Consider the following 12,882-nt stretch of genomic DNA (forward strand, 5'->3'; position numbering starts at 1 on the left):
TTGCACTTGATTGGTGCATCTACCTCTTGGAACGCATTCAACTTATGTTAATTATTTGCACGTTTTGTTAAAAAAGTGATCACCATTTGATTTTTAACCTACCAACCACGATTTTTATTGCTTACTTATTCGCCATTCACTATTAATTGTTCAACAATGCATTAAAGATAGATTAACAATTAATTTCATTAGTAGAACAATGGTACGTTTTTTGCCTTTATCACTATCACAACATCAATAACGACAAAAACAATTCGAAAGGGGTATGCATATGGCAGCTCAAGAAAACACAACCACCAGCAGTGCTGAATTTGTAAAAAATAGGCGCACTTCATTAATTGGTGCGATTTTCTTAATGGCAACATCCGCAATTGGTCCCGGTTTTATCACTCAAACTGCAACCTTTACCGTTACATTAGGGGCTGCATTTGCTTTCGGGATCCTCGCGTCAATTATTATTGACTTTGTTGTCCAACAAAATATTTGGCGAGTAGTGACATTAACGAAAATGCACTCCTCTGAGATAGCCAACGCGACCATTCCTGGCAGTGGCTATGTGTTAGCTGTATTAGTCATATTCGGAGGGCTCATCTTTAACATCGGAAATATTGCGGGCGCTGGGTTAGGGTTAAATGCCCTCGTCGGATTAGATCCTAAATGGGGAGGATTAATCAGTGCATTATTAGCGATTTATATTTTCTCTTCTCGTAAGGCGAGTACATTCATTGACCGTGTAATAATTGTGTTGGGGTTAGTCATGATAGGGCTGACACTATTTGTGGCCTTTGCCTCTAATCCACCAGTTGGGGAAGCATTACGCCAAAGTGTCCTGCCAGATACTGTTGATTTTGCAATGATCACAACGATTGTGGGCGGTACAGTAGGGGGGTATATCTGCTATGCAGGTGCACATCGCTTATTAGATAAAGGTGCGGTGGGTGTTGAAAATATTCATGTTGTTTCAAGTGCTGCGACTAAGGGGATCCTAGTTGTTGGCCTCATGCGTTACATCTTATTCCTCGCTATTCTTGGCGTGGTAGCAAGCGGTGTGACCATTGATATTTCAGGTAAGGCTGCAAATCCTGCATCCCAAGCGTTTCAAGCTGCTGCGGGTAATTTTGGATTGCGTATTTTTGGATTGATTTTATGGGCAGCGGCTTTGACGAGTGTAATAGGCGCTGCTTATACCTCAATGAGCTTTATTACCGCATTTAAAAAATCCATTACAGAAAGGCAGCGTAACATTGCCACAATCATATTCATTGCAATTTCATTAGCTGTTTATTTAATGATGGGAACGGCACCAGCAGCCTTATTGGTATTTGCTGGTGGCTTCAATGGATTAATTTTACCGATTGGTTTAACTATCTTTGTTTATATCGGGTGGAAGCGTGCTGATTTGATGTCCGGATATCATTATCCGCGTTGGTTGCTATGGTCTGGCGTTATTATTTGTGCCCTGACATGGTATATGGGCGCCATGTCGGTTGAAGCTATCTTTAATTATTTGAAGTAGAGGTCAAATAGAACAATGAAAAAAATTATCGATTTAAACAGTGATCTCGGGGAAAGTTTTGGCCAATGGCAAATGGGTAATGATCACGCCATGCTGAAAGTGGTTAGCAGCGCCAATGTTGCCTGCGGATTTCATGCTGGCTCTCCTGAAGGGATCTTTAACACGTTAATTGAGGCTAAAGCCAACCATGTTGTAGTTGGTGCTCATGTCGGATATCCAGATTTAGTTGGTTTCGGCCGTCGGAATATGGATATCTCATCGAATGAACTGATTGCAGATGTGATTTATCAAATCGGGGCGCTGAAAGGGTTAGCGGTAGCTGCGGGTTGTCACGTTGATTATGTCAAACCTCATGGTGCACTGTACAACACCATCGCCCATGATAAACGTCAAGGAATGGCAGTTATTGAAGCGATCTGCGCTATTGACCCTCAATTGGTCTTGGTTGCACTTGCTGGCTCACCGTTGATTGAATGGGCGAAAGAAAGTGGGCTTACTGTCGTTGCAGAGGCATTTGCAGATAGAGCGTATCACGCGAATGGTACCTTAGTTTCGCGTAAAGAAGTCGGTTCAGTTCTACATGATCCTGAGCAAGTAGCACAGCGTATGCTGCAATTTGTCAATGAAGGTGGCGTGATGTCGATTGAGGGAACCTTTACACCGATTGATGCAGGTTCGATCTGTGTACATGGCGATAGCCCCGGTGCACTGGCTATGGCGCAAAAGGTTCGAGAACTGTTGCAACAAAATGGCGTTGAAATTACTGCTTTTGCGGGGAGAGGGCAATGACTAGGTTATTTAAAGCCTCAGAAAAAGCAATCGCCGCGGCGAGAGAAGCAAGGGAGGCGATCCGCCAAGGTTTTGACAAGCCAACAGCAGGTTTAGCGGCAGGTTTGACACAAGCTAATATGATCGCATTACCTCGTGATTGGGCATTTGATTTTTTATTGTATGCCCAGCGTAACCCCAAAAGCTGTCCAGTTTTAGACGTGTGCGAAGCGGGAAGTTGGCAAACAATTTTAGCTGAAGGCGCTGATTTACGAACGGATATCCCACGTTATCGTGTATGGCAAAACGGCAATTTAGTTGATGAAGTAACGGACGCGACCCATATTTATCAGGAACATCCGGACTTAGTAACCTTTTTAATTGGTTGTAGCTTTACCTTTGAAACGTCATTAATGGAAGCGGGGATTGATGTCCGCCATATTACGGATAACACCAATGTACCCATGTATAAAACCAATCGCTTATGCCGCCCAGCAGGGCGTTTACAAGGTGAGCTTGTTGTCTCAATGAGACCTATCTTGGCGGAGCGGGTAGCTGATGCCGTCAGTATTACAGGGCGTTTTCCATCGGTTCATGGCACTCCTGTTCATATCGGGGCGCCTGAACAATTAGGCATCAAAAATATGATGGCACCTGATTTTGGCGACCCAGTCCGTATTGAAAATGGTGAGGTCCCCGTATTTTGGGCTTGTGGTGTGACGCCGCAAGCTGCGGTGATGAAATCGGGAGTCCCCTTTGCGCTTAGCCATGCACCGGGACATATGTTTATTACTGATATACCTGATGCTGCCTACCATGTATAGGAGGGGGTAATGCGATTCTTACCGGTCAATTTAAGCGCTTTTATGATCGAGTTACACAGTCTTGAAGAGACGATGGCATTGACTCATTTACTGCGCAATAGGGCACACAAACTGGCAATTGAAGAGATAACACCAGCGGCAAGAACAGTGCTTGTTCGTTTTAATTCAATGCTCACCAATATTGATAAGTTAATTGACCAAATTGGCCGTTTAGACTTTTCAGCAACGGAGCTGAAATCGGGGCCGCTCGTGACGATCCCCGTTCATTACAATGGGGAAGATCTTGCTGATGTGGCTGAGCATCTTGGTACATCGATTGAAGATGTCATAAGGAGACATACGGAGAATGAATACCAAGTGGCATTTTGTGGTTTTGCTCCCGGATTTGCTTATATGGTGGCGAAAAATGCACAGTTGAATGTACCTAGAAGGCCATCGCCGAGGATCCGTATTCCAGCCGGCTCAGTGGCATTAGCGGGAGAGTTTAGTAGTGTTTACCCGCAGGCTAGCCCTGGGGGATGGCAGCTCATCGGTGTCACGGAAACGGCTGTTTGGGATTTGTATCGAGAGGAACCCGCGCTGTTAAAACCGGGTTATCGAGTCAATTTTGTTGATGCCGCCAGAGCAGAGACGACTTACAGTTTACCTCAGCCGACTCATCACCATAAAAGTCATGAAAAAATGGTCCTGAGTGATGACTTGACGGTGCTAGCAACAGGCTTACAAACATTAGTACAGGACTATGGACGAATGGGGTTGTCGGCTTTGGGGATCTCCGAGTCGGGAGCGATGGATAAAGGGGCATTACGTAGCGCTAACCGCCTTGTTGGGAATGATATTCATGAAGCTGCATTAGAAATCACTCAGGGTGGCTTTAAAGCGCAGGCAAACAGACCTTTATTAGTCGGGGTCACCGGAGCCAGTTGTGATGTTGAAATCACCACAGCGGAAGGGATCCACTATTTTGCGCAGCAATATCAGCCAATTCAACTTGCCAAGGGCGACATTATCCATTTGGGGACGGCGACTAAAGGGGTTCGTAGTTATTTGGCTATACGCGGTGGCATTGAGATGACACCTATTTTAGGAAGTTGTTCTTTCGACACCTTAGCTCAAGTTGGCCCAGCGCCACTCAAGGCGGGGCAGTGCTTAGCCGTGAAAAGCCTTAAGCAGCAAACTGTCATTTCACTCAATGAACTGCCCGTTTTAAATTATCCAAGCGCTCATGAAATTGTTGTATTAGATATTGTTTTAGGTCCTCGAACTGACTGGTTTACACAGCAAGCGGTACGATTATTAACATCGCAATTATGGCAAGTGACTGCGGCATCGAATCGTATCGGTTTGCGATTAGCTGGGGATAAGGGGATCGAGCGCGCTAAACATCAAGAATTACCGAGTGAAGGGACTTGTGTTGGTGCAATTCAAATTCCCGCGAATGGTCAACCGGTCCTATTTTTGAATGATCACCCATTAACGGGGGGCTATCCGGTTATCGGGGCAGTGTGTGAATATCATTTAGACCTAGCGGGTCAAATCCCTGTTAACGCAAAAATACAATTTAATCCAATAAAGGTATTCAACGAATTTGAAGGGAGTCGGGACACTTATGCCTACAATTAATCATAATATTCAACATAAAGTGTTGATCGCGAATCGCGGTGAAATAGCGGTAAGAATTATTCGTGCTTGTCGTGATATGGGGTTTACGTCTGTGGCCGTTTATGCAGATGCAGATATTGCGGCATTACATGTCCAAATGGCGGATGAGGCCTATGGTTTAGCGGGTAATACCCCCACTGACAGCTATCTGGATATGCACAAACTGATTAGGATCGCGAAAAAATCAGGGGCTACGATGGTTCACCCTGGTTATGGATTTCTTTCAGAACGTGTAGAATTTGCACGTGCCGTGCAAGAGAATGGCCTTATCTGGATTGGACCTAATCCAGAAACTATTGAAATATTAGGTGATAAGGTAAAAGCTCGCCAACTGGCCATGCAAGTGGGCGCGCCATTGGTCGCAGGAACAAAAGAGCCAGTGAAAGAGGCGAAGGAAGTCGTGGCGTTTGCTCACGCGAATGGTCTCCCCATTGCTATAAAAGCTGCATTTGGTGGCGGAGGACGAGGTTTAAAAGTGGCATGGCAGATGGAGGAAGTGGAAGAGCTCTACCACTCGGCAGTGAGGGAAGCGACAGCAGCATTTGGACGCGGCGAATGTTTCCTTGAACAATTTCTGCATAATCCTCGCCATATTGAAGCACAAGTGATTGCTGATCAGCATGGCAATGTTGTTGTCGTCGGGACTCGTGATTGTTCTTTACAGCGTCGTAATCAAAAGTTGGTGGAAGAATCGCCAGCGCCTTTTCTTTCGCAAGCATTACAGCAACAAATCATTCAAGCATCTGTCGATATTTGTGCGAAAGCAAATTATATCGGCGCTGCTACAGTCGAGTTTTTACTTAGCCAAGATGGTAAATTATCTTTCCTTGAAGTGAATACACGTTTACAAGTAGAACACCCTGTGACGGAAGAAACGACAGGTATAGACCTAGTCATTGAACAATTACGTATTGCCCAAGGGTTACCATTAAGCATCAATGAAACACCTAAGCCCAGAGGTCATGCTTTTGAGTTTCGTATCAATGCTGAAGATGCGGGAAATGGTTTTCTACCTACACCGGGCGTGATCCAGCGTTTTGATCCACCATCTGGCCCAGGTGTTCGTTTAGACAGTGGTGTTATGGCAGGGTCAACTATACCAAGCACATTTGATTCACTAATGGCGAAATTGATTGTGTTTGGCCGCACACGAGAACAGGCCATTCAGCGTGCTCGCCGTGCTTTAGCCGAATTTACTATTGAAGGTGTAGCATCGGTATTGCCTTTTCATCGTGCAGTGATAGAACAAATGGACTTTTGTGAGCAATTTAACGTGCATACACGTTGGATTGAAACCGAGTTTAGGGTACAAATTCCGCCAGCAAAACGTCAGCTCCCTCAAAATGAGCAGCCGTTAACTCATACTTTTATTGAAATTGATGGTAAACGTTGCCAATTAGGATTGCCCGCACAATTATTAGCAGGGTTATCGTTACAATCTACTGAGCAAGCCTCTACGACAACACAAGCCAATGACAAGCAGGATCATTTGCTGAATGCGCCAATTTCAGGTGTGTTATTTAACTGGTTAGTTGCTGAAGGTGATGAGGTGGCTCAAGGGGAGGTGATTGGTGTGATGGAAGCCATGAAGATGGAGGTTCAGGTAATGGCACACCGTGCAGGTAAATTGAAATATATTGCTAAAAAAGGTGATTATATTAACGCAGATTGTGCCATCGCTGAAATTGCCTAGCTGTTTGGTGGGAGCAAGTTACAACGGGCTCCCACGTTTGCCAATGTTATCGAGAAATACGCGTTGGTAATGAACGTAATGGAGGATTAGGCGCAGGCACACTGTGTTGGTCCTCTTTTTTAATTTCGTCGCTATCTCGATAGACTTCACCACACATAAAGTACAGGTTTGGGCGTTTGGATTCGAGGTAAGATTTACGGCTGATACATTCTTGTTGCGTAAAAATGGTCTCAGTAACAGGTAGCGCATCACATGCATCTGTGCCGCAAGGGCTTACCCATAAGGCCCATCCAATGAGTACCATATGTCCTGCCATTCGAACTGCTCCTCCAACAAGTATGAAAGTAACACTGGGCCACAGCGAGTGGCTGCACTAACGATGACAAATTAACTCACTTGACGGCATCTGTTAGCGACGATAAGTGTAAAAAGCGAGCATTAATTAATAGATTGAACACAAATGTTATCATTGGATTCAGCAAATGTATGTAATGTCGTGAATAATCATTGTAAATTGGCATTAAATAGCAAATCAATAAGTTAAGATTGTAACAAGTAATAATCTCTATTAGAGGCCTATCATTGTTAATATTATGAATTAAAAGGCGTTAATAATGCGTCATTATGTCGTAAAAAAATATTTTTTCAAAATTAGCAATACAAAATAGATGTTATTATCACTATCTAAACAATAAGCATTCTAATTATGATTCAGTTAATGTCACCCCCAAAGACATTTTTGGACTTGGTGTAAGAAAATAAATAGGTAATAGGCTAAATGGAAGGGGATGGATGAAGCGGAGTAGCATTATTCTATAAGATGTTTTTTGCTTATATTCGTTATTGTTGTTCAGCATGTTTGATATCGAAAGTAAGAAATATCATGGGATAGTCACAAATTGCGTTCGGTAATGTCTTATTTAGACTGTGTTGAGTATCCACCACTATTATTAACCATTTTTATTTATGATATATCAATAATGTCAAATCTTTTATGGGGAAATGTAAAGTCCACAATAGACGCTCTAAATTAGAATGAAAACCGATAAAGGCAATGGGTTGGATATTAAAATATAGACTTGTCTGTTTTGTTTTAAATAAAGGTTTCTTAAAAAATACTGATGAATTGATAAAGTACTATGACTCATTTTAGCTAGTTGATTAATTGCAACACTATGATAATAATAAATTTATCAAACGAGAACACCTGGCGCATGTAAATATGGATAACTGAGTTTATAGCCTATACGAATATAATATTGGTTTGGTGTGATTTGTCGTGAAAAATAGCGATGTATTCACTAAATCATTTAACTGTTCATTTTTTAATGAAGGCATCGGTATCTTTTAGGTTAATTTACTTAGGCTATGTGGATTGATAGATTTTAATTATTTTTATTGAATAGCGATAGGAGAACCCTATCAGGCTGATTGATTTATAACCACGATTGGTCGCTAATTTTGGAACCGCTTCGCAAAAACGTAAAATATTTGTCTTATGATTGTTGTTTTAAGAGCTAGCTCATAACAATGATAATGGGTTTTATTTACGATAAAAAATAACTTATCACTACAGAAATTGGGTATCTAACGATTATGAATACCATGGAGAACGTTTTGACATTTTGGTTCGAAGAATCGACACCAAAACAGTGGTTTGAAAAAAGTGCAAAATTTGATGCGGTCATTACCCAACGTTTTGCCGGAACCTTAGAACGTGCGGCAAAAGGCGAACTTGCTTACTGGCGAATTTCTATCCGTGGTCGACTCGCTGAAATTATCGTTCTAGACCAGTTTTCAAGAAATATTTGGCGTGATACGGCAAAAGCGTTTGCACAAGACCAAATGGCTTTAGTGTTAGCTCAAGAAGCGATCAAACAGCCAGACTATAATTTATTGCCTTTATCTCAACGAAAATTCATTCTCATGCCGTTTATGCATTCGGAATCCAGTTTTATTCATCAACAAGCGGTGGAGTTATTTCGAGGATTAGGCGACGACAATACATTGAATTATGAAATGCAGCATAAAGCCATTATTGATCGTTTTGGGCGTTATCCGTATCGTAATGAGATATTAGGGCGGGTATCAACAAAAGAAGAAATTGCATTTTTACAGCAACCTAATTCATCTTTTTAATCATCAATTGTAGTGCTGTGCTTGAGGCTCTCTAACCGCAGTATTAATAGCGTTCGCTTAGCTTCAATTCTGTGTTTGGGTGAGTGAAATGACTTGGCGGTGATTTGACGTTGATAATCTGTAATTCATACTCAGTGTTACAAAGCTCACAGAATAAAATTGTCAGTGTTATTTTGTATAATGGGCAACGACAAGAGAAAGCCTGCAATTTTGCAGGCTTTCTCTTTAGTGGGAAAACAGGTGTAATGATGAATTACATCGTAATTTGCCACAGGTTATAAAAAGCGATACGCCCAGCAAGTTCTGCAAGTAAAACGGCACCCGCACAGGTCGCGAGAGTCGCTTTTGGGGCACGTTGTTTTAATGCCATGCCGACAAAACCAGCTAATGCGATCACCAGTACAACAACTTGGAATCCCCAAAAACCAGTCTGTTCTGCGCTAAGTGCAGGGCCTGTTTCGGATAAAAAGGCCTGATAACCAGCACGGCTTGCGAAGATAACGACAGCACCGACTAAGAAAGCCGCAATACCTAAACCACGAGCACCGATAGCAATCGCCAAGGCTCCGCCACCGACTAACATGGTCATCCACATTTGTAATGTGGTGTAGCTAGTATTCCAGTTTGCAATGGACGCAATATTATAAACTTGCGGAATTGACCAAACAAAAGCGAGGCCAGAGATCACCGCAGCAATGTTCGCGAGTTCGCGTAACAGCGGTTTTTTATAAAATAATGTGAAAAACAGTGTTGCCGCGGCAAAAGTGACAAAAACGCCACTTAAGAACGCCTCATTACTCATTGGCGAACGACCAACACCGAGTAGCATATTGAAAAAGCGTAGCGGTTGGCCAACGTGTAAGCCACCAATAGCTAATCCAATAATCATCACCACAAATGCGAGAATATTGGCATTTTTCAATTGTTTTTCATCAATAGATCCCATTTTTTTGCTCAAATACGCAAATAAAAATAGACCTGCCGCCGATTGCCCTAGGACGGTGAAAAAGACTAATGGTAATTCATGCATTTTACACCTCCGCTGGGTTTTTGAGTTCGCCACTTTTATCGCCAGATGGTTTGGCATCTTTGTGTGGCTTAATGACGATATTTGGATTAGTCAGGCTTGGGTCTGGCATTGGTGCAATACCGCATTCCGTGCCATGAAGCTCACGAAGGACATTGATATCATCAAAATCCAGCGCTCGTTGTGGGCATGACTCAACACAAACAGGTTTCATACCTTTAGCGACACGCTCGTAGCAACCATCACATTTGCTCATCAGCTTTTTCTTCTCGTCATATTGAGGCGCGCCATACGGGCAACGCAATTCGCAATAACGACAGCCAACACAGACGGATTGATCGACAACAACGAGGCCATCTTCTGCACGTTTGTGCATCGCTCCTGTTGGACAACCTTCCACGCAGGTTGGGTTCGAACAGTGGTTACAAGAGATGGATAAATAGTAGCTATAAACATTTTGCTGCCAAATACCATCTTGTTTCTGCCAACTACCACCACCAAATTCGTATACACGACGGAATTTAGGGCCTAAATCGAGATCTTTTTCGTCCTTACAACTGACCTGACACGTTTTACAGCCAGTACATTTTGTGGAGTCAAAATAAAAGCCATACTGTTTCATCAATTAACTCCTTAAGCGCGTTTCACTTCAACAAGGTTAGTATGTTGTGGTGTTCCTTTTGCCAGTGGTGAAGGAACTTGTGAGGTTAGGGTGTTGATACAGCCTCCCGTATCTAATCCCGCTGTATCTAAGGTACGCCATGCACCTTGTGGAACAGCGATAACACCCGGTAATACGCGCTCAGTCACTTTAACTTTAATCTGAATGCGACCACGGTCATTGAATATTTCAGCGACATCACCATTGCTTAATCCACGTTCTTGGGCATCAATAGGGTTGAGCCAGAATTGGTGTGGAATAGCTTCACGTAACATCTCAACATTAAAATAGCTTGAGTGAACATGCCCTTTATCATGGAAGCCCGTCATTAATAATGGGAATTTTTGTTGGCTACGCTGCTGTTCAACGCCTTCTTTATTGACGCAATATTCCGGAATTGCCGGTATACGCTGGCCTTCTGGAAGTTCCCAATTTTTAACACGTTCTGCTAATTGCTCTGAATAAATTTCAATTTTTCCAGAAGGTGTTTTTAATGGATTTGCGACAGGATCATCACGGAAATCCTTCAGTGCAATGTATTTTGACGTATCGGCAAATTGACGGTCGATAATGCCACCACCATCGGTTTCACTGAACTCAGGTAAATGAGGCATTTTTTCACGGGTTTTGTTGTAGCAATATTCAATCCACTCTTCATAAGTACGACCTTCAGTGAATTGTTCTTTTACTCCCATTTTCTCTGCAATGTCAGCTAATACATCATAGTTAGGGCGGTTTTCCCACAGAGGTTTAATCGCATTTTGCAAACGGACTAAATAGTGATAGGCGCCACTTGCATAGGAGTTATTGATAAGGTCATTTGTCTCAACGGGGGTAACATCCGGCAGCAGCAAATCAGCATATTGTGCCGATGGCGTGTGGTGGTTATCCCAAACTAAGATAAATTCACATTTTGATTCATCAGATAAAATATCGTGGGTTTTATTCAAGTCAGCGTGCTGGTTACCGATCACGTTACTTGAGTAGCACCACATAAATTTGATGTCGTTATTGAGCTTATCTGCCCCTTTGATACCGCCATTTTCAGCAGTTAACTCTTTACCGCGGACAATAGCTTCAGTCCACATAAATGAAGGTAATGTCGCTTTAACAGGGTTTGGTAAAGCGAAACCAGCAACAGGGTAAGCAATACTATTGCCCCAAAGGCCTGTATTGGTACCTGGGCGACCAATATTACCTGACATGATAGGAAGCATCATGATAGAGCGGCAGGCTTGTTCGCCATTTTCAGTACGTTGTAAACCCCAACCTTGTGAAATCCACGCATGCTTTGAATTACCAATTTCGCGAGCTAATTGGATAATGCGTGAAACCGAAATACCGGTTAGCTGACTAGCCCATTCAGGAGTCTTAGCGATGCCATCTGGACCGTTACCAAGGATATAATCCTTGTAAGAACCATTACGTGGTGCGGAAGCGGGCAGTGTGCTTTCATCCCAACCGACACAGTAATTTTTCAAAAATTCTTCATCGGTTAAGCCTTCTTGGATCATGACATAGCCTAGCGCTGCAACTAGTGCAGCATCGGTACCCGGATAGATAGGGATCCATTCTGCGCCAAGTGTGGTCACACTATCAGTACGGCGAGGGTCAATGATGATGACTTTCGCTTTACTCTTGTCTAATGCGTTCAATGTTTCATAGAACTGACCGCCACCAGACATACGTGTTTCAGCAAGGTTATGACCAAACATCACAACGAGGTCTGAGTTTTGGATCTCAGAAAGCAGGGATTCTTCCACACTACCATAAACATATGGTGTGATTTCCATTAACTGAGCATAGGAATAGGTACCGTAGTCACCAAGGAACCCACCCGTCAGGCTGAGAAGACGTTTACATGCCGCACGACCATGCAAGTTAGCCCCTGTTGAACCTGTACCGTATTGGTAATAAATTGCATCGCTGCCATATTTATCAATGGTGTATTTGAGTTTTTCAGCAATGATGGTTGTTGCCTCATCCCAACTGATTTTTTTGAATTTGCCTTCACCGCGTTTACCAACGCGCACCATTGGGTATTTCAGGCGATCAGGATTGTAGGTTTTCCAACGTACTGAACGGCCACGTAAGCATGGGCGAATTTGGTGCTCCCCTAATGTAGAGTCGTCGTACATGGTTTCGTTAGAAATACGACTGATAACACCATCCTTAACATGGACTTTGAGTGGACAACGGCTACCACAGTTAACTAAGCAAGCGCTATAACTGATTTTTTCGTTGATTTCATCAGGCATGATTTCTGGTGTTTTTGCTTGAGCAGCAAAAGGTAAGGTGATTGAGCCTGCGACAGCAGCTGCGGTAGCCACTGTTGCGGAAGTTTGAATAAACTCCCTTCTGCTCAGTTCTCCAAAATGAGTATTTTTATTTGTTTTATGCATTGACATTGCCTATATGTAAAGTTCGATATCACTTTCCTATGTATGTTAAAAAAAGTTGTAACAAAGCAACATGACCTACATCAACAATATCCATGATAAATCAAAGGCTATCATGTTTTATCACATTAATATTAAAAGGGTTTTTTCGGCAATTTAGGGAAATATAGCGATTTACATTATCTATCGATAT

At 42.8% G+C, this 12,882-nt stretch carries 10 protein-coding genes; 6 read left to right on the forward strand and 4 right to left on the reverse strand.

Translation table 11 applies throughout. The features are described 5' to 3' along the window. Positions 1 to 271: 271 nt before the first annotated feature. From M1F03_RS08505 to M1F03_RS08525, 5 genes are read left to right on the forward strand one after another with little or no spacing between them, the layout of a single operon-like run. Entirely contained in the window at positions 272 to 1,516 is a 1,245-nt protein-coding gene (locus M1F03_RS08505; RefSeq protein ID WP_154621939.1) for an NRAMP family divalent metal transporter, read from the forward strand. A gap of 15 nt (positions 1,517 to 1,531) precedes the next feature. Next, positions 1,532 to 2,305, forward strand: coding sequence for a LamB/YcsF family protein (locus M1F03_RS08510; RefSeq protein WP_250000357.1), 774 nt, complete (start codon positions 1,532 to 1,534; stop codon positions 2,303 to 2,305). Further along, on the forward strand, positions 2,302 to 3,108 hold the full coding sequence (locus tag M1F03_RS08515) for a putative hydro-lyase (protein WP_251464020.1): 807 nt from the start codon (positions 2,302 to 2,304) through the stop codon (positions 3,106 to 3,108). Before M1F03_RS08510 ends, M1F03_RS08515 begins: the two co-directional genes overlap by 4 nt. A gap of 9 nt (positions 3,109 to 3,117) precedes the next feature. Next, entirely contained in the window at positions 3,118 to 4,731 is a 1,614-nt protein-coding gene (locus M1F03_RS08520) for an urea amidolyase family protein (protein ID WP_251464021.1), read from the forward strand. Further along, on the forward strand, positions 4,718 to 6,463 hold the full coding sequence (locus M1F03_RS08525) for an acetyl/propionyl/methylcrotonyl-CoA carboxylase subunit alpha (RefSeq protein WP_251464023.1): 1,746 nt from the start codon (positions 4,718 to 4,720) through the stop codon (positions 6,461 to 6,463). Before M1F03_RS08520 ends, M1F03_RS08525 begins: the two co-directional genes overlap by 14 nt. Before the next feature lie 46 nt (positions 6,464 to 6,509). Here M1F03_RS08525 and M1F03_RS08530 read toward each other — a convergent pair whose 3' ends face one another. Beyond that, positions 6,510 to 6,779: a hypothetical protein gene (locus tag M1F03_RS08530; RefSeq protein ID WP_154621934.1), complete on the reverse strand. Its 270-nt coding sequence runs from the start codon at positions 6,777 to 6,779 to the stop codon at positions 6,510 to 6,512. A gap of 1,280 nt (positions 6,780 to 8,059) precedes the next feature. On the opposite strand from M1F03_RS08530, the gene M1F03_RS08535 reads away from it, so the two are divergent. Continuing rightward, complete coding sequence (locus M1F03_RS08535) at positions 8,060 to 8,602, forward strand: DUF924 family protein (RefSeq protein ID WP_251464026.1); 543 nt, start codon at positions 8,060 to 8,062, stop codon at positions 8,600 to 8,602. A 253-nt stretch (positions 8,603 to 8,855) separates the two neighbouring features. On the opposite strand, the gene M1F03_RS08540 is transcribed toward M1F03_RS08535, so the two are convergent. The 3 genes from M1F03_RS08540 to M1F03_RS08550 are packed head-to-tail and all read right to left on the reverse strand — an operon-like array spanning position 8,856 to position 12,692. Next, positions 8,856 to 9,632: a dimethyl sulfoxide reductase anchor subunit family protein gene (locus M1F03_RS08540; protein WP_154621932.1), complete on the reverse strand. Its 777-nt coding sequence runs from the start codon at positions 9,630 to 9,632 to the stop codon at positions 8,856 to 8,858. A gap of 1 nt (position 9,633) precedes the next feature. Next, on the reverse strand, positions 9,634 to 10,251 hold the full coding sequence (locus M1F03_RS08545) for a DMSO/selenate family reductase complex B subunit (RefSeq protein WP_154621931.1): 618 nt from the start codon (positions 10,249 to 10,251) through the stop codon (positions 9,634 to 9,636). An 11-nt stretch (positions 10,252 to 10,262) separates the two neighbouring features. Next, on the reverse strand, positions 10,263 to 12,692 hold the full coding sequence (locus M1F03_RS08550; protein WP_251464028.1) for a DMSO/selenate family reductase complex A subunit: 2,430 nt from the start codon (positions 12,690 to 12,692) through the stop codon (positions 10,263 to 10,265). Positions 12,693 to 12,882: the final 190 nt, after the last annotated feature.

This window comes from Providencia sp. PROV080 (assembly GCF_033688105.1).
Classification (GTDB): Bacteria; Pseudomonadota; Gammaproteobacteria; order Enterobacterales; family Enterobacteriaceae; genus Providencia; species Providencia zhejiangensis.